We start from the raw sequence: 18056 nt of genomic DNA, 5'->3' as shown, positions 1-18056 counted from the left end.
CAGAGGATTAAGTCTTTTTAGAGGGGAAAATCCCTAGAACCCCATTGTGATACTTGGTAATCATTCCCCCCACGAAATTTATTGCCATTAACTGAAGTAATAGCACGTTTTAACTGATGGTATGCTTCACCTCTGTTCAAGGCTTGCTGGACGTAATGACGCAACGTTGAATTATCAACATACTCCAAAACATAAATAGATTTAATTAAACGGTCGTACTCATGCAATGCTGACAATCTTCGGCTCTTGCCGTTACTCAACTTTCTAATGATTGTGCTTTGAGTGGTGGTTTTACGACTCAATGAACAAACAATATGCTGAATATTGTCCCATTCTTCAGCAATTAGCTTATGATTAATATCTTTCTTTAATTGAATACGGCCTCCGTTCTCTTCAGTCACTTCAAATAGCTCAAAAAACACCTTTTTCATTTTCGCGTATCGAGGGGCGAATGTGTAACCAAAGAAATCTAATATAGCGAAGTTAACATTATTGGTACCATGCGTATCGGTCGATAAGGTATTAGGCTGTATATCTGAAGAGTTGTTATAGAGTAAGTCAAAAGCAAAGTGACCTTCATATTCGTTAGCGCCAATGACTTGCGTACTCACCGGAACATGACGTGGTCAACCAAAATTGACCAACCCAGTTAAGCTACTTTTTTCAATTTCTTCATGTCCGCCTCATATTGATTTGAAATTTCCATACTTTATCTAATTCATGTTTTTCTAAATTAGCTAAAATGCAACTCAGAAATGTCCAGAAGTGAGTTGTGTGGTGTCGAGTGGAGATTGTACGATTAAGCCCCTAAGTAATTAGTCCGTCAGTCTCCCTCGGTAATCAAATTAGTACATCTTAGCGATCAAATTGGTAAAAAATTAGACATGTAGATGAATGCCCACCTTAAAAAATAGACAGCGGGTTGGGCTGGGTGATTTTTCTGGTGTTAGACGCCAGCAACCCATGCGGCAGAATGGTTGCTCACTTACTCGTCTATTTTTAGCGGGAATTCTTAGCCAACTGTACGCGCTGTATGCAGATTTAAGCAGTCGAGTGATGCGCACTTTGGAGGAGATGGCACCACGAGTAGAGGTTTACTCTATTGACGAAGCGTTTTTGGATTTAACCGGTATTGAGTCTGCCATATCTCTTGTCGAGTTCGGACAACAAGTGCGAGAGCGCATAGGCCACTGGATTGGGATCACCGTCTGTGTAGGCATTGCACCGACTAAAACACTCGCCAAACTGGCTAACCATGCCGCCAAAAAATATCCAGCTACTCAGGGGGTTGTAGACCTGACCAATCCAGATCGGCAACGTCGATTGCTCGCATTAGTCCCGGTTGATGATGTTTGGGGCGTTGGTAGACGGCTTTCTAAGCGTTTAAATGCGTTGGGTATCACCACAGCCTTAGATCTCGCCAATGCCTCTCCTAGAGCCATCAGAGACCAGTTTTCAGAGGTTTTAGAAAGAACCGTCAGAGAGCTCAATGGTGAGTCGTGCATTGAACTTGAAGAGATCCCGCCAACTAAGAAGCAAATCGTCTGTAGCCGTTCATTTGGCGTAAAAGTGACGCACTTTGAATTTTTAAGTGAAGCCGTATGCGAATACGCAACCCGCGCCACTGAGAAACTTCGCAAAGAACAGCAGCAAGCCAAAGTGCTGACCGTGTTCATACGTACCAGCCCCTTTAAGGACAACGAGCCGCAGTACAGCAACTCTGCATCGGGTGAATTGCTAATCCCCAGTTGCGACACGCGGGATTTTATCGAGCTGGCCAATCACTTACTCAAGCGGATATGGAAGGATGGTTTTCGTTATGCCAAAGCGGGCGTCATGCTGTCTGACTTTTACGATCCTGGCATGTTTCAACCAGGACTATTCGATGACGTATCGACCCGCTCTAATAGCCAGCAGCTAATGTCTGTATTGGACACCATTAACCAAAGCGGTGCCGGAAAGGTTTTCTTTGCTGGACAAGGACTCAAGAAAGATTGGTCGATGAAGCGAGAGCATTTGTCTCCCGCTTATACAACACGCTGGGACCAGTTACCGCGAGTGAAGTAGCGCAGTTGACTCAATACGCATTCACTCTGCGACGCAGCATGTTGAGCTTATCAACCTGGCGTCGAATATCACTGAAGAATTCCTCTTTCTCCATGGCCAGCGCTAGCTCCCATTCTTTGGCCAAACCTTGGCAGTCTAAAAATGCGTATCTCAGCTTCGTCTTTGAGATACGCAGCCCCTTGCTAAAGACCACGCGTTTGCCTCGTTGACCGTGAAAACTGTTGATATACCACTCTATGCCAAAGCCATACTTAAAGTCTCTGATACGGACACCAAGCAGACCCCAGTCTTTAAAGGGCTCATTCTCTCGAACCTTGTAATGGGTAACCCAAAAGTCATCAACTTCAGCTCGTGCCAGCGCTTTTAGCCTGTCCGTTTCTTGCTGAAGTAAATCTGATACATCTGCTTTCCATTGTTCATTGACGATTTCTACCAAACCAATTTCCCCATCCAATTAACCCCTAAAGCCAAAACCACTATCCGTTTGGCTTTTGGATCGAAACGCCAAACGTAAAACTGCCGTCACAATCACTGTTTGGCGTCTCGATATAAATCGACTCGCTCAATCCCATACCCGACAAGGGATACAGGCTGATTTCACTTAAAAACACCTAAAAAGACGTATCGCCATGAAGATACAAACCGTTTGGCAAGTTCAGGCCAGAATGCAAACGACGTTTGGCGTCTCAATTTTTTTGGCTAGGTCACCAGCCGCCAAACAGAGCCTATTCTCATACTTTTGCAAAAATGCAATAGGCAGATAGATGAAAGGATTTGTCACCTTTCTGCCCACCGCCAGTGCACCGAATCCTGATAATGACATTTGAGTAAACCGCCAGAGCACTTGGAAATGCCCAAGCGTGAACAGCGCGGTTGATTGAAAACCGTTAGAGCACTTTGAGTGCACAGGAGATAAGTATGTTTGTACTAGGCGTAGATATCGGTTACTCAAACCTGAAGCTGGCAATTGGCCAATCAGGTAGTGAACCGAAAACCATTATTCTACCTGCGGGTGCCGGTCCAGCGGATCGTATGCCGGAGCGTATCGGTGGAGGCGATGATGAAACTTGTTTGTATGTCTCTGTCGATAATGAGCGCTGGGCCGCTGGTGTTCCTGCTGGACGCCTTCAAGGCTGGGAACGAGAGCTTCACCCGGAATATCCCACCACAAAAACCTATAAGGCACTTTTTCATGCCGCCTTGTTAATGGCTGAAACAGAATCCATCGATTTGGTTGTCACTGGATTACCGGTTTCCCAGTTTCATGAACCACAACGTAAGTCTGACCTTGTGCAGCGTTTAAAAGGTGTCCATCAAGTGACGCCTAAGCGCAGCATCACCGTTCATGACGTCAAAGTACTACCACAGCCTGCCGGTGCCTATATGGATCTGGTTCAAACGGGTGGTGATCTGGGCTTGATTGAAGAAGGTCGTGTCGTCGTCATTGATCCCGGCTTCTTTTCTGTTGATTGGGTTGCCCTTGAGGCCGGAGAAATTCGCTACAGCTCATCAGGAACCAGTCTTCAGGCAATGTCCGTGCTACTGGAAACCATCGATAAGCTGATTTCGGAAGATCATGGTGCCAAAGTCGGAATGGATCGACTTGAAAAAGCCATGAGAACCGGCGACTTACAGGTCCTGCTATTTGGAGAAAAAGTCGATATTTCACCTTATCTGAATGCTGCCATGAAAAAGGTAGCGCCTGTTGCTCTTACAGCCATGCGTCAATCCATGCGTGACGAAAGCATTAATGCGGACTTGGTATTGATCGCCGGAGGTGGAGCCTTGGCTTATAAGGAAGCGGCCAAGGAGATTTTTTCACGAAGCAAGATCATCGTGCCTGAGCAGTCTGTTTTGGCGAACGTCCGAGGCTTCTGGTTTTATGGGGCATGATCATGAGAGTTGTCGTCAACATTCCCCCAGGGAGCCACCCAGAACTACTCAAAGAATTGGAAAAGACGCCACCACGGGAACGCGCTGAGCGTCTGCGGATGCTGGCAACCTTTGGGTTAATTCAAATGAGCCAACCCAATCTATCCACGACATCTGTACCGGTGGATGGCCTTGCACCAGATGGTGAAGTTACTTCTATGAGTACAGCGCCAGAACCCAAAGCAGAAACACGTAAACAATCATTAAAATCAAAACTAGGGCTGGGCTTATAACATGGCGTTATCAGTTAGCTGGCTCGATGCCAGGTTAAATAAAGAAGCAAAAGAAACCGTAGTAAAAGCCGACCGAGATGGGCTAAGTGCTCGGGTATCGCCCAAGGGCAAAATTGTTTTTCAGTTTCGTTATCGGTTCGATGGCAAGCAACAGCGGGTAGACATAGGTACTTACCCCCTTATGAAGCTGGCTGAAGCCAGGAATGAGCTGGATAGGTTAAGGGCAGTACTTGATCAAGGCCGAAACCCCAAGCTTTACCTACAGCAGGAACGGGCTAAGTATTCTGCTAATCAAAGCTTCGAATCGATTTTTCGAGACTGGATAGACTCTGCCGGTAAGCAAGGGCTAAAGGAGAAAACGTGGCACTACCAAAAACGCAGCAGTGAAATATATTTGCTGCCCCGACTTGGCAAGTAGCCATTAACTGACATCACTGAATTGTCCTTGCGAAACTGTCTTCGTGAGGTTTCGGAATCGTCTCCGTCAAACACAGAGCGCCTAGTGTCTGTACTGCATAAGTTCTATGACTGGCTGATTGATGAACAAATTTTGGAAATTAACGCTGCCGCTGGGATCACAGCAAAAAAGGTTGGCGGTAAAAAAGGAAAACGAACTCGGGTGCTAAATGACAACGAGATCAGGATACTTTGGCGCTATTTGCATGAGTCAAAAATCACTGAGAAGAATCGCATCTACATAAAACTGCTTCTCTTATTGGGAGGGCGCAAGGGCGAACTCATTCAAGCTGAAAAGCATCACTTTGACTTGCAATCTGCAATGTGGACAGTGCCCATAGAGATCCGCAAACAAGGTGAGAAAATTGGAGCGCCGATCATGCGGCCATTGATTAAGCCAGCTATTGAGCTGATTGAACTGGCGATGCAGATGAGCAAATCAACTTACTTGTTTCCCGCGAACGGACAAGAAGAGCTTGCCACAAATGGCTTTGATACCACTATTCCTAACAATGTGAAAATCTGGGCTCGCAGATCGCTTGGTATTGAGATGGAACACTGGTCTATGCATGATCTTCGCAGAACGATGCGAACGCGAATGTCTGCCATCACGACGCAAGAAGTTGCCGAGTTGATGATTGGCCACAGCAAAAAAGGGCTGGATGCTATCTACAACCAATATCAGTACCTGGACGAAATGCGTCATGCTTACGACGTTTGGTATCAACAACTAGAAACCATCATCGAGCCGACAGGCTTTCCATTCAACTGGCGTTTCGGACAATAAGGGGTAGCTGAATTAAGGAAGAGACTGAGCTAGTACAAATGACCGAGTCAAGTAGTGCATTTGGCTCGGTTTAGATTAGTTGTTTTTCCAGTTACAAAAAAACAACTTATCGAATAATTATTATAAGTCTCACGACGCCTCAGAGAGAGGTATTTGCAATTCATCCACAAGGGTTTGCTTAGATTTATACTCTAGCTCGCTTCTCTTTATTTTTAGCTTTTGTAATAAAGCACTATGAGTCACCTCGAAATCATTAAAAATTGTAGACCAACTTTTAACGTATACTCGAATTCTTTCATCCGCCCCGGAAACAAGGCCCGCGCCGCCCTTACCAGCAAGGTCTTTCAACCGCCTTGTAATTTGAGTATCATTCTGGGAGATTTTAGTTCCAACAAGAACAACATCAAATCTCATTCTCTCATCATTAAAGGCAGGATGCTTATCAAGTACCTCAGCATAACGTTCAGCTTGAGCTAAATGTTTCTTATTCAATGCTACACTTGGTCTTTTTATTTCAATGATCGTACATTTAATAAATTCTTCTTGTGTAGAATGATCAATTGTGACCATTTTGCGTGCAAGAAACAAATCTACTTGGCCTTTTGCCCCCTCTATGGTAGCGCCTTCAATAAGATCACTGGTACTGATATCGTCCCCATCCAATATTTCAATATCTGAATTCCGAAGATTTCTAGCTGTATTAGAAAAGTCATCCTCTTCGGCACCTATAGTTGTGTACTGAGGGCCAAACAACCATGTATTAGCCTCAATAATACCTTGTAAGTCTGGTGTTTCTAGAACTTCTTTAGCGTGCTCTTTAAAAAGGTACTTCATTTTCTGTACGACTAGATCTCGCTTATGAATGTGTCCAATCGTGCTAATTATATAATCAAGTTTAGATTTACTTATTTGAGATGCAAATTCATCCATTTGCTCCTTATTTAAGTCTAAAACGCCTTCCAATATATCTATCAAACTATCATTTTCACTTGATGTAGATAGCCTATCAAGCAAACCGATTATAATTTTTGTTTGCTTAGCCTTTAGCCCATTAAAAGCTGCTGGATCAGCAACGCAGATACTAGTTACTAATTTCTTCGTATGTGCAATTCTAAAGGAACGATCTTCGTCAGACTCCCAATTGTAAACAGGAAAATATCCTTTTTCTTCGAAAGAATCGACAAGCTGAACAGCTCTTTCTCTAAGGAACCCCTGATAAATCTCGGCTGTTTTGTTGCGCAGTTCTTTTAGCAGCATAGCTAAAACTTTATTCCCATCACTCTTTTCACTAATGAAGAGATCAGCATTTGGAGATGAGGTATCTTGAAAATTATCGAACCACTCAGATTGTATATATCCACTTATGAAAAAATTGTTTTTGTAGTTAAAACCAGTCAGATTTCTATACTTCTGATGTTCTTTTGAATCTCTAAAATAATTGTATGACTTTTCACCAGATGGTTTTTTTATCCACTGAATGATACTTGAACTAAATATATTTCCATCAACATCTATAAGCTCTTGAAACAACCTATGTTGGGGAGGCGTCACTCGGACTCTATTAACTGATATTTTAAGGTTAGAAAAAACTATTAGCTTCCAACCAAATTCATTTGAAAGCTCCTCCATGATATTTTCAATATTAGGGATTTTTTGAGATTTTTCACTCGTAATGCCCGTAAGAAATACTGATGTCCCACTTCCATTTGAAAGAATACTACTATGCTGTTCTTTATCGTCGATCAACTCAACTTTGTACGTTTTAATACGAGACGAGTCTATGGTAATACGTGCATTCTCAGATTGTCTTCTCGTAAGCCAGGTTGCTGTTGCAGCATATTTATGAAATGAATACCGCCCTCTGCCTTGACTGCCTTTTTGGGTAACCTGTTTTTTGGATGAGTCATCCCAATTATCAAAATTTCGGTCTAGGTTATGAAAGTCAATTCCTTCACCATTATCATGGATCTCTATTGACTCCACCCCGCCGAGATCACAGGTGTTAATAATGACATCAATATCTGATGCACCAGCATCCAAACCGTTCCAGATATATTCACTCAACATCTTCCAAGCGGGAATTGAGCCGAAACGTTTTTTTATCGACGCATTTGTAATACCTGTTGTCCGTTCTTGAGGAGTCGTCACTTACCTATCCATCCAATCAATAAAAAATCCATGCTGCTATCTTAGCCTAAGTTGGTGTACATATTAACTATATTGTTGGCACAAGCCGGCGTTTCAAAGCGTTAGTCCAAGCTCCAACAGAAAAACTAAGCTACGCTATCTATTCCTAATTCTTCTCATACTCCTCCAAGTCTTCAATGTGCCACAGCTTGTTTCGTGTATTTCGGTTGATACGAGGTTGCGGCAAGCTGCCATCTTTTATTCTTCGCCAGAGCGTCGTATAGCTAATGTGGTAACGAGCCATAACTTCGTAAGACGTTAGAAAAGGGGTTACTTGGTGCGCTACTGCTGTCATCTGCATTCTCCTGAAAATCAATGTAAAGCTATCATCGCCTGATTCATCACTTGTTGATGGTCAGAAAGATGCATGATTTGTTCAGAAGATCAGGCCCATACAAATGAACTTTTAGGACAGCAAGAAAGCAACCGGTAACCAACTCAACCGGCAAACAATTAGAGATAATCGCGAACGTCTTACCATCATTTCTCGATTTTTGGCATAAAAAATATAGGCAAGTTTTGGCTAAAACCCAGTAGGAACAAGGCCTACAGCTAGGTTTGTGTCATGGAATTTGGCTAAAAACGGTAAATATGGCGATTTGTACTCAAGTTTGTACACATTTTCCGAGGTTACGCTTGAACATCATTGAAAAGCAAAGAAACGAGAAAAAGACAAAAAGCCTTTAAATTCAGTACGTAGAGATGTGATTGTGGTGTGCAATGAAAGGTGGTTTTAAGCGTTGAAAGGCTGGGCGGCATCAGGGTGCGAGATGATCGCAAAAGTGCGACGCTTTTTGATTTCATTAAGGAAAGCTTGGTTTGCCATGTATAAATTCTTTTAGTTTGTACGCAGATTTACACACCAGTTTGCAAGCACGCAATGTGCTGGTACTGGTCAATCCATCGGGTTGATCGTCAATAGCTGCTATTTTCGCTGATCTTGCTTGTTTAAACAATCAATGGTTGCCATTTAGTCTCAGTGGGCTTTTGTACTGTGTTGTCGCTATGTGCCATTTGGAGTAAAACTTGAAGGCTAGGGCGATAGAGGGAATACAAAAAAAAGCGCCACCACTAGGGTGACGCAAACAGCTACAACATGCGCTAGAACAACATAATTAGTGATGCATTAAGTGGTTATCATCTATCACTTTCATGAGAGCTTTCACGGCATCATCGACCGGCCGATTGAGTCCCTCAGTGCGCTGTACGATGCGTCCTTGGGTATCTAACACAGTAACTAAGTTACTATGGTCAAAGTCACCATCGGGACGCTTACGATAACGCACCCCTAACATGGTTGCCATCGCCCGGATATCACTATCCTCGCCGTGTAAGAACAACCAAGTGTCGTCCCCAAGATTGTATTTGGCCGCATATTCAGCAAGCGCTGCCGGAGTATCTCGATCTTCATCAAAGCTCACCATCACCAGCTTCACATAAGGCTGATACGCTGCGGGTAAGGCCTCATAGACCCTTCGTGCATCATTTACTAACACCGGACATGCGGTGGTACAGCTGCCATATATCATCGAAATAACGACCGGCTGCCCTTGCAATTGAGCCAGCGTCAGCTCCTGTCCAGTATGGGCTTGCCAGTTTGCATCAAGGTGATAAATGGAGTCATCTTGGCGTACTTCCGCTGCCCCTAGGGTAGTATGGTTAGCGTGATTATGATGATGGTTATGGTCTTGAGCCAAAGCTCCACTAGCCAACAAACCTGCAACTCCAATACCTGCTAATAATTTAATCATGGCGTTCATAAGGGTTACTCCACATCGTAAGCACAGCGAAAACCTAAGGTGCTAGTAGTACTTTGCGCTCGATAATTACTGCGCGACTGATATCTAAAAAAGGTGGCATAACTGGCTTCGCCAAAGTCAGCCATAAATCTAGCACTGTCACCACAAGAGCCAGACAATACATCGTTGTCATCACCGTTAGTGAGTAACAGCTGAAAATCTTCTACCCATTCGTTAACGCGATCATGCATATGATTCAATTTACCAGCCACAGGGTCTAACGGTAATTGAGCGTACGTGGTTGGGTTGGTATGCCATGAGAACAACATCCGAGCGTACTCATGATCCGTTAAGCCTTGTTGCTGCCGATATTGTGCCGATGCATATTCCCATTCTTCTAGGCTTGGTAAACGCCCACCTTGGGCTTTGCAATAAGCTCGTGCAGCAAACCAAGATACTTGAGTCACTGCTTTGTCAGCATCATCAACAGCATGGCTATCTGCTGTTTGCCAACTTTTTAAGTAGTTACCATCGTGAAAGATGGCGGGAATGGTATCCCGCCGCCACTTCGGATGGGCCAACACAAAGGTTTGATATTCAGCATGAGTAACTGGTGCGGCATCAAGCATAAAGTTAGGCATGGTGAGTTGTTCAAGCTCCTTATCAAGGACGACTACAGGAACATATTGACCACCTTCTACCAGCACGGGTTCAGCGAGAACCTGAGCACTTACTGCAATGGCTAGAACACCTACTAAATACTTCATAATCAAACCTTATTTGAGTTAGCTAGCGTTACTTAGCTTTACGTGGGCCAGCGATTAAGGCACCGGCAGCACCGCGCTCAGCATCAGCAAACTCGTGATCTACCAATTTGTAGATCCCTTCTTCTGGCACAATAAACTCGATGGTTGCGCTAGAGCTGGCACCTAACAAGACAGTTTGCATGCCATACCAAGTATTACGTGGATCACCTTCGGCCCAAACTTGGTCAAAGATAGCGCCAATCACGTGAAAACTTGAAGTTCCAGATGGGCCGGCATTCAAGAAGTGAATACGGACGCGGTCACCTTCATCAGCACGCAATGGATTTTCGCTTAACGAGCTCACGTGGCCGTTAAACACAACGTGGCTTGGGTCGCGAGCTAGCGCTGCACCGTGGTCGTAAATGTAGCTATCACCCATCTGCGACAAATACATTTCTGACTGCACAATCACGTACTCTTGGTCTACTTCGGCATCAGTTGGATAGCCTTCTTTTGGCGATACCACAACCGCACCGTACTGGCCCATTGCAGTGTGCATCAGTACGCTTGAAGTACCACAGTGATACATATAAGTACCGGCATAGTTTGCAATCCATTCAAACTCGATAGTTTCGCCCGGAGCAATGGTACGCCACTTATCTTCTGCTGCGACAGTACCGCTATGAAAATCCATAGAGTGTGGCATAGGCGCAATAACGGCCTCATGCTTTTGTAATTCTGACGCTTGAATTTGGCTTAAGTAAGGTGATTGGCCTTTAAATGGCTCAGTAATGACCACCTCTTCGTCTGAACGGTTTTTCATTTTGAAAACCACACGGTCGCCTTCACGTACGTGTAAAACTGGACCAGGAACCGAGCCGCCAAAGGTCCATGCGTTGTAACTAACACCCGGAGCCACTTCAACTTTTTGCGAAAATACATCCATCCGCACTTCGTGCTCTTTATTGCCTTCATAATCAAGCTTGGCCAAATTCGGCGCCATGGTCAGGTATTCACCAACCACCGCAGGGCCGTTGTAATCTTCACGATAAACTTTTGCTTCAGGCAAGCCGTAGATTTTGCCATCAATCACATATTCGCTGTCGTGTTTTAGAGTTAATCCAGCAGAACCAGACTGAGGTGCACCAGCACAAGCAACAACAAGGGCACTAGCAATTGCAGATAAAACGAGCTTTTTCATAACGACTTCTCCAAACCTTCTAGGGTAAATTTCTTAACGAATGCCTTTAACCGCATCTGCACTAATTTCTTCTGAGCCACCAGCAAACTTCTTATTCACGAAGTTGACCACGGCAGCAATGTCGGCATCACTCATATAAGCCATCGGTGGCATCATGCCGTTATAATCAGCGCCATTCACAGTCAATTTGCCTGATTTGCCTTTGACAATAGTCTCGGCAATGTAGAGACCTTTGTCCTTGATATTTGAGTTGCCTGCTAATGGAGGAAATACTGCGGCCATACCAGTGCCGTTGGCTTGATGGCAAGCAGCACAATTTTTCTGATAAACGCTAGCGCCAGCATCTGCGGCGGCGGCTTGACTAAAAAGTGCGACTACGGCTAAACCGCTAGCAAGTACACCTGATTTAAATTTATTCATGTTTTTCATGTTGTCACCTCAATGGGAGTGCTAAATTAGATGACTATAGGTTACCGTATTGACGCAGTTTTTCGAGTGAAATGAGGGAGTAACAGGTAGCTACCTACTGTAGGGTAGCTACCTTAATCGAGGGAGGTAAAAAAGGATTATTAATTAATATTTCTAATGCAAAAATGGTTTTTGCATTAGCTGAAAAGACTATTAAGAGTTAACTCAACCATATCCGCAAAGCCGGTTTGCCGTTCTTGCGATGACATTTGCTGATGAGTTTGTAAATGGTCTGAAACGGTCAGTACGGTTAATGCTTGAGCACCGTGGGCTGCCGCAACACTATAGAGCCCAGCCGCCTCCATCTCCACGCCAAGAATACCGTAGCGGGCTAGTAAATCCGTCAGGTTATCATTCACGCCGTAAAATAAATCAGCAGAAAACACATTGCCAACGCGCACCTTCTGCCCATGTTGTTGAGCATAGCTAGCTACCTTACTCAGCAATTCAAAATCAGCAAGCGCAGCGTAATCGTAGCCACCAAAGCGTTGACGATTGACCGCTGAATCGGTACTTGCGCCTTGGGCCAAAATAATGTCGCGTAGTTGCACTTCAGGCAATACAGCACCGCAGCTTCCTACCCGTACCAAGCGCTGAACTTGATAATGCTGGATTAGCTCGGTGGCATAAATACTACAAGACGGGATCCCCATACCTGTACCCATCACGGATACAGCTTGCCCTTTGTAGGTACCTGTGTAACCAAACATGTTGCGCACATCACAGACTTGTTTCGCATCAGTGAAAAAGTTCTCGGCAATAAATTGCGCCCGCAAAGGGTCGCCAGGCAATAAGCAAGTAGACGCAAAAGCACTTGCTTCTGCATTGATGTGAGGGGTTGTCATGATTAAGCTATTCCTTTAAAAACGAACGTCCATAAGCCATTGGCTCTAATCCAAACAGCTCAGCTAGCGACTGTCCAATATCGGCAAAGGTTTCACGACGCCCGATGGAACCAGGGGTGAGCTGTGCGCCATAAGCCAACACAGGGACGTATTCGCGAGTATGGTCTGAACCCGGCCATGTAGGATCGCAGCCGTGGTCCGCAGTAAGGATGAGTATATCGTCTGGTTGCATTTGCGCAGTGATCTGAGGCAATAATTGATCAAACAATTCCAATGCTTGAGCATAACCCTGTGGATTACGGCGGTGCCCAAAGTCACTATCAAAATCAACCAAGTTAGTAAAAATAAGACTTTGTTCAGGTGCTGTTGTCATTACTTCCAGAGTTTTTGCCATAAGGGCTTCAATTCCGGTAGCTTTGTATTTTTGCGTAATCCCTTGATGAGCAAAAATATCGGCAATTTTGCCAATACTGATCACTTCCCCACCTGCTTGCGAGAGTTTATCTAGCACGGTTGGGGCTGGCGGTGGCACGGCATAATCACGCCGATTGCCGGTACGCACAAAATTGCTCGCATCCGAGCCAGTAAAGGGGCGAGCGATCACTCGACCGATGTTATAAGGCTCTAATAACTCTCGGGCAAGCTCACAAACTTGGTAGAGTCGTTGTAAGCCAAAGCTTTGCTCATGTGCAGCTATTTGCAACACAGAATCCGCCGAAGTATAGACAATCGGCTTGCCCGATTGCATATGCTCAGCGCCTAAATTCTGAATGATAGTGGTACCTGAAGCATGGCAATTGCCGAGTATTCCGGGCAATTCAGCATGCTCAATCAGTTGCTCTAGTAGTTCAGCAGGAAATGAGTTCTGCTGGTCCAGAAAATAGCCCCAATCAAACAGCACAGGTACGCCTGCCATTTCCCAATGTCCCGATGGGGTATCTTTACCCGATGAAAGCTCTTGCGCCCACCCAAATTTACCGAGGATTTCAGCGGCTGGAGAGATACCAGCTGGTTGTTCACCTGTGGCTCCATAATAAGCTTCGCCCAAACCTAATGTCATTAGGTTCGGAATAGCTAACCCTTTACCTTGTAATGCCACGTGCTCTGCAATATGGCCAAAGGTATCAGCACCCACATCACCAAATTTATCGGCATCTGCGGCGGCACCAATACCAAATGAGTCTAGAACTATTACAATGGCTCGTGCCATGGGTCTCTCCTTCGCATTATCAATGGGCTATGGCGTAGTTGCTTGCCATCCCCGCAACAACAAGCCTAACCAATCGTTTTATAAATGACCGGATGGGTTGCTGCAGCTTTATCGCCAATCTTGTATGCAGCACGGATTCGCTGTGCCGCTTGCAGCCAGTCATCCTCGTTGCGTGCATAAATCATCGCCAGCGGTTGCTGTGCGTCTACTGCTGCACCAAGTCCGATAATCTGATCCAAGCCAACACTAAAATCTAACTGGTCGCTACTGCGACGGCGGCCACCACCTAAGGCAACGACTGCCATACCAACTGCGCGCGTATCAATTGCCTGCACCACACCCGTGCGCTCAGGTAACACCGGACGAGCAAAAGCTGCTAACGGCAAATGCTGTTGATATTGAGTTAGCAAGTCATTGGGTCCACCTAACGCCCGTACCATTTTCGCAAAACGCTCAGCGGCTTCGCCGGAAGCCAAAACAGCTTCAACTTTTGCTACCGCTTCTTCGGCCGAGGTTGCAAGCTGGCCCAACTGCAGCATTTTCGCACATAAGGCTACAGTAACTTCATGCAATCGAGGGGCTCGGTATTCACCGGTTAAATAGCGAATAGCTTCAATGACTTCAATCGAGTTACCGGCTGAGTGAGCCAATATCTCATTCATATCCGTTAAGATGGCGCAGGTATTGAGACCTGCACCGTTAGCTACCCGAACTAAACTCTCAGCAAGCTCCTGTGCGGCAGCTTCAGTTGGCATCATGGCTCCGTTACCAACTTTTACATCCAAAACCAAACCATCTAATCCTGCAGCCAGCTTCTTCGACAAAATAGAGGCTGTGATTAACGGAATAGATTCAACTGTTGCAGTAATATCGCGGGTAGCGTAAAAACGTTTGTCTGCCGGCGCTAAATCGCCAGTCTGCCCAATGATAGCAACACCGGTATCCTTAACTACTCGACGAAATAACGCCAGGTCTGGCATGGTTTGGTAACCTGGAATGGCATCCATTTTATCCAAGGTACCGCCTGTGTGGCCCAAACCGCGTCCTGAGATCATCGGTACATAGCCACCACAGGCAGCAATAATCGGCCCTAACATCAAACTGACTACATCACCAACCCCACCCGTAGAATGCTTATCTAAAATGGGGCCACCTAGGTCTAAATCGTGCCATTGCAGTACATCTCCAGAATCCCGCATGGCTAGGGTCAAGGCAACGCTCTCATCTGCGCTCATGCCCTGAAAGTAGACAGCCATAGCTAATGCTGCGATTTGGCTTTCAGAAATATCACCTGCAGTTAAGCCTTGCACAAAGTAATCGATTTGTTCTTTACTTAGTTCATGTCCATCGCGTTTGGTGCGAATCACCTCTTGTGGTAAAAACATTTAATATCCCTTTATTTCCGCTGGGCCAGAATCACCCGTTAACGTACCAACTAAATTGCCTAACAAGCTGCTCGCACCAAAACGAAAATGCTCAGCGGTAACCCAGTCGGCACCCATGATCTGTTCGGCTAGCGTAAGATAAGCAGCAACATCGGCGGCACTACGAACGCCCCCGGCCGCCTTAAAACCAACCTGCTGACCGCTGTTTTTTATTGCTGTCAACATCACTTCAGCTGCTTCTAGAGTTGCGTTCACTGGTACCTTGCCAGTCGAGGTCTTAATAAAATCAGCTCCAGCTGCAATGGCAATCTCGCTAGCTTGTTTGATTAGTTCGGGAGTTTTCAACTCACCGCTTTCGATAATAACTTTTAGCGGCACTTCGCCACACGCTCGTTTTACCGATTGCACTAACGCAAAACCTATATCACTATCACCTGCCTGTAACGCTCGCCAAGGAAACACCACATCAACCTCATCGGCACCCACTGCTACTGCGCGTTCGGTTTCAGCAACAGCACGCTCAACGTTGGCGTGCCCCTCAGGAAAATTGGTTACCGTGGCTACTTTGATTGCCGCCAAACCAAGCCGTTCTAGTTCTAGTTTGGTCCACACCACCAATTCTGGAAACACACACAGAGCCGCAGGATGGCCAAAATCTGTGCGAGCCGACTCACACAACCGAGTAATGGTTGCCACATCATCGCTATTATTCAGCGTCGTTAAATCCATCAGCGCAATGCCACGTTGCGCTGCTTGTTGTGCTGTCATCATGGGTTAGTCCCGATATTCGTTAATATCAAAATGAAATGCGTCTGGGAGTAATTCAGCTAGAGTCCATTCACGTTGGCCCTGATAGCAAGCTGAAATCACTTTGGTGTCAGGAGCTAAAAACTCTGTCATCACTTGACGACAGGCGCCACAAGGCGAATAAACTTGGTCACTTGGTGTAAAGACCACCACCGAACTAATTTGACGAGGATCAAATCCTTGTGCGATAGCACTAAAAATAGCCGTGCGCTCGGCACAATTGGTGAGGCCATAAGAGACATTCTCGATGTTACAGCCAGTTACTGTTGCGCCATTGGCAAAACTCAACACAGCCCCTACTTTAAACTTACTATAAGGCACATAAGCTTGCTGGGCGGCGCTTTGCGCCATAGCTACTAATGATGAGCTAGTATTTTTCATGGTATTTCTTCGTTATTTATGGCCTTAAAGCTTACTCTTTTCGGCCTTTGAATCCAAGTAGGCAAGCCCAACAGATTTATTTTAGACGTTCACGAAGTAAACTGGACTTTTGCTTAATTCAAGACTAAATTCGTAGTTAGCTAAATTAGTGTTTTTAGATGTACTTTATACGAGGAACGAATCATGAGTGTTGAACGAGCTTTGACTGCCTTTGCTGGCTTTATGGTGTTATTATCTGTAGTCCTAACCGTTTGGGTTCATCCAAATTGGGTCTGGTTAACTGTGTTTGTTGGTGCTAACTTATTCCAACAATCCTTTACCGGTTTTTGCCCTGCCAGTATGTTTATGCGTAAAGTGTTTAAGCTGAAAACAGAGCGAGAACTTGCCACCCGTAACTAAGAGATATTTTTATGACCGACACGCAAATAACTGAGCTACAGCAAGAAGAAGCGAATATGGCTGCTAGCTTTTTAAGATCGTTAGCTAACGAGCATCGTTTGCAAATCTTATGTCATTTAGCTAACGGTGAACGCAGTGTAGGTGATTTAAATCGTCATTTCCCGCTAAGTGCCTCGGCATTTTCACAGCACTTAGCGGTATTACGAGAGCAAGGCTTGGTGAAGTTTCGTAAAGAAGCCCAAACGATTTACTATTCTATTCAAGATCCTGACACGCTTGCCTTTATCCAGTTACTAAAAACCAAATTCTGTCCGGATTTAAGTTAAGCCTGCCAACTCATAACAATCGCATCTTCTCGAGTATCATCGGCATTGCGGTAATATCGAGCGCGTTTACCGCGCTCGACAAAACCACACTTTAAATAGAGTTGAATAGCAGCTTCGTTAGACGCTCTAACTTCTAACCAAATGATTGCTTGTTGCTGGCTGGCTTGCTTTTGTAAGTGCTGAATAAGTTGCGTTGCAACGCCCTGGCGCTGAAAGCGAGCAGCAGTTGCGATATTCATGACAGTCCATTCATCTAGCACTTCTTGCACAATCAGAAAAGCAGCCAAGTGCTGATCTACCCACGCTCCCCAGTTTTTATAACCACTGCCAAAACAGGATTGCAACAAACGCTCCGACCAAGCTAACGCATGAGCTTGTTGTTCAACCACAACAATCTCCGGCTGCCAATCAAGGGGGGCTATCTGCAACATCACAGCGATTATGTCACTTAGGAGCTAGCTACTAGCTTTACTGGCAAGCAATGTTTGCCAAGTAGTTTGCTTAGTAGCTGGGGATGGCTGAACTAGATCACTGCCCGTAAAACTGAGCCTTTTGGTGTGAGGCCAACTTACCACGCTGGTTGCTGACAATTCAGTGAGTTCTGTTTCAGGATTTTTGCTAAAGAGTGAAAATAAATCTCGGAGCCATTGGGGCAATGTAACTGGCATCGGCATAGTAGTAACAATCAGCCAAGCGCCTACTTTATAAAAGTACTGAGCAACCGGCTCAGCCTCTTTCTCTTCGGGAACTGCTGGAGCTGATTCGATTCGCTGTCGCCAAAGAGGTAACCCAAGAGCAGCTAGCGCTTGTTGTTGTGATTGAGTGAATTGCGGAACTTGGTGCTTGGTCATGCGTTTAGATTAGCCTAAACGATTAAAATAAGGAAG

General features: G+C 45.2%; 19 protein-coding genes and 1 pseudogene. 6 read left to right on the top strand and 14 right to left on the bottom strand.

What is annotated here, in order from left to right:
• Window positions 1-17: 17 nt before the first annotated feature.
• On the bottom strand, window positions 18-611 hold the full coding sequence (locus tag NOG12_RS11800; protein ID WP_000107352.1) for a Tn3 family transposase: 594 nt from the start codon (window positions 609-611) through the stop codon (window positions 18-20).
• 283 nt (window positions 612-894) lie between these two features.
• Between NOG12_RS11800 and umuC the strand changes: the two genes are divergently transcribed.
• Entirely contained in the window at window positions 895-2067 is a 1173-nt protein-coding gene (gene umuC, locus NOG12_RS11795; RefSeq protein WP_001142610.1) for a translesion error-prone DNA polymerase V subunit UmuC, read from the top strand.
• A 10-nt stretch (window positions 2068-2077) separates the two neighbouring features.
• On the opposite strand, the gene mobI is transcribed toward umuC, so the two are convergent.
• Window positions 2078-2521 carry a conjugative transfer protein MobI(A/C) gene (gene mobI, locus NOG12_RS11790; protein ID WP_000348524.1) on the bottom strand — a complete coding sequence of 148 codons (444 nt, stop codon included), beginning with the start codon at window positions 2519-2521 and terminating at the stop codon, window positions 2078-2080.
• 464 nt (window positions 2522-2985) lie between these two features.
• Here mobI and NOG12_RS11785 point away from each other — a divergent pair, with 464 nt between their 5' ends.
• From NOG12_RS11785 to NOG12_RS11775, 3 genes and pseudogenes are all read left to right on the top strand, one after another.
• Entirely contained in the window at window positions 2986-3960 is a 975-nt protein-coding gene (locus NOG12_RS11785) for a ParM/StbA family protein (RefSeq protein WP_000497807.1), read from the top strand.
• A gap of 2 nt (window positions 3961-3962) precedes the next feature.
• Entirely contained in the window at window positions 3963-4232 is a 270-nt protein-coding gene (locus NOG12_RS11780; RefSeq protein ID WP_001995600.1) for a hypothetical protein, read from the top strand.
• Window position 4233: 1 nt separating this feature from the next.
• A pseudogene (locus NOG12_RS11775) lies at window positions 4234-5475 on the top strand (tyrosine-type recombinase/integrase).
• Between the two features lie 129 nt (window positions 5476-5604).
• On the opposite strand, the gene NOG12_RS11770 reads toward NOG12_RS11775, so the two are convergent.
• The 10 genes from NOG12_RS11770 to NOG12_RS11715 form a co-directional block, all read right to left on the bottom strand.
• On the bottom strand, window positions 5605-7623 hold the full coding sequence (locus NOG12_RS11770) for an ATP-binding protein (RefSeq protein ID WP_000211147.1): 2019 nt from the start codon (window positions 7621-7623) through the stop codon (window positions 5605-5607).
• Between the two features lie 1154 nt (window positions 7624-8777).
• Entirely contained in the window at window positions 8778-9422 is a 645-nt protein-coding gene (locus NOG12_RS11755; RefSeq protein ID WP_313933353.1) for an SCO family protein, read from the bottom strand.
• A gap of 5 nt (window positions 9423-9427) precedes the next feature.
• Window positions 9428-10168 carry a formylglycine-generating enzyme family protein gene (locus tag NOG12_RS11750; RefSeq protein WP_258306621.1) on the bottom strand — a complete coding sequence of 247 codons (741 nt, stop codon included), beginning with the start codon at window positions 10166-10168 and terminating at the stop codon, window positions 9428-9430.
• Between the two features lie 28 nt (window positions 10169-10196).
• Window positions 10197-11348 (bottom strand): multicopper oxidase domain-containing protein, encoded by a 1152-nt coding sequence (locus NOG12_RS11745; protein ID WP_313933352.1) that lies wholly within the window; start codon window positions 11346-11348, stop codon window positions 10197-10199.
• Window positions 11349-11381: 33 nt separating this feature from the next.
• A complete protein-coding gene (locus NOG12_RS11740) occupies window positions 11382-11777 on the bottom strand; it encodes a c-type cytochrome (RefSeq protein ID WP_313933351.1) in 396 nt (131 codons plus the stop codon).
• 176 nt (window positions 11778-11953) lie between these two features.
• On the bottom strand, window positions 11954-12661 hold the full coding sequence (gene deoD / locus NOG12_RS11735) for a purine-nucleoside phosphorylase (RefSeq protein WP_313933350.1): 708 nt from the start codon (window positions 12659-12661) through the stop codon (window positions 11954-11956).
• A gap of 7 nt (window positions 12662-12668) precedes the next feature.
• On the bottom strand, window positions 12669-13871 hold the full coding sequence (locus NOG12_RS11730; RefSeq protein WP_110076255.1) for a phosphopentomutase: 1203 nt from the start codon (window positions 13869-13871) through the stop codon (window positions 12669-12671).
• 65 nt (window positions 13872-13936) lie between these two features.
• Window positions 13937-15256, bottom strand: coding sequence for a thymidine phosphorylase (gene deoA / locus NOG12_RS11725; protein WP_313933349.1), 1320 nt, complete (start codon window positions 15254-15256; stop codon window positions 13937-13939).
• A complete protein-coding gene (gene deoC, locus NOG12_RS11720; RefSeq protein WP_110076253.1) occupies window positions 15257-16027 on the bottom strand; it encodes a deoxyribose-phosphate aldolase in 771 nt (256 codons plus the stop codon).
• A 3-nt stretch (window positions 16028-16030) separates the two neighbouring features.
• Entirely contained in the window at window positions 16031-16444 is a 414-nt protein-coding gene (locus NOG12_RS11715) for a cytidine deaminase (RefSeq protein ID WP_153826328.1), read from the bottom strand.
• A gap of 183 nt (window positions 16445-16627) precedes the next feature.
• Here NOG12_RS11715 and NOG12_RS11710 point away from each other — a divergent pair, with 183 nt between their 5' ends.
• Window positions 16628-16843 (top strand): YgaP family membrane protein, encoded by a 216-nt coding sequence (locus NOG12_RS11710; protein WP_313933348.1) that lies wholly within the window; start codon window positions 16628-16630, stop codon window positions 16841-16843.
• Between the two features lie 11 nt (window positions 16844-16854).
• Window positions 16855-17169, top strand: coding sequence for an ArsR/SmtB family transcription factor (locus NOG12_RS11705; RefSeq protein ID WP_110076250.1), 315 nt, complete (start codon window positions 16855-16857; stop codon window positions 17167-17169).
• On the opposite strand, the gene rimI is transcribed toward NOG12_RS11705, so the two are convergent.
• Together rimI and NOG12_RS11695 are read right to left on the bottom strand one after the other, a co-directional pair.
• Window positions 17166-17600: a ribosomal protein S18-alanine N-acetyltransferase gene (gene rimI, locus NOG12_RS11700; protein ID WP_110076249.1), complete on the bottom strand. Its 435-nt coding sequence runs from the start codon at window positions 17598-17600 to the stop codon at window positions 17166-17168. The genes NOG12_RS11705 and rimI overlap by 4 nt on opposite strands.
• A gap of 24 nt (window positions 17601-17624) precedes the next feature.
• Window positions 17625-18020 carry a hypothetical protein gene (locus NOG12_RS11695; protein WP_110076248.1) on the bottom strand — a complete coding sequence of 132 codons (396 nt, stop codon included), beginning with the start codon at window positions 18018-18020 and terminating at the stop codon, window positions 17625-17627.
• Window positions 18021-18056: the final 36 nt, after the last annotated feature.

The sequence above is a fragment of the Pseudidiomarina fusca genome, from assembly GCF_032227045.1.
Lineage (GTDB): Bacteria > Pseudomonadota > Gammaproteobacteria > Enterobacterales > Alteromonadaceae > Pseudidiomarina > Pseudidiomarina fusca.
Note: the sequence above shows the minus strand (reverse complement) of the source record. Positions and strands in the feature narration are given on the sequence as shown.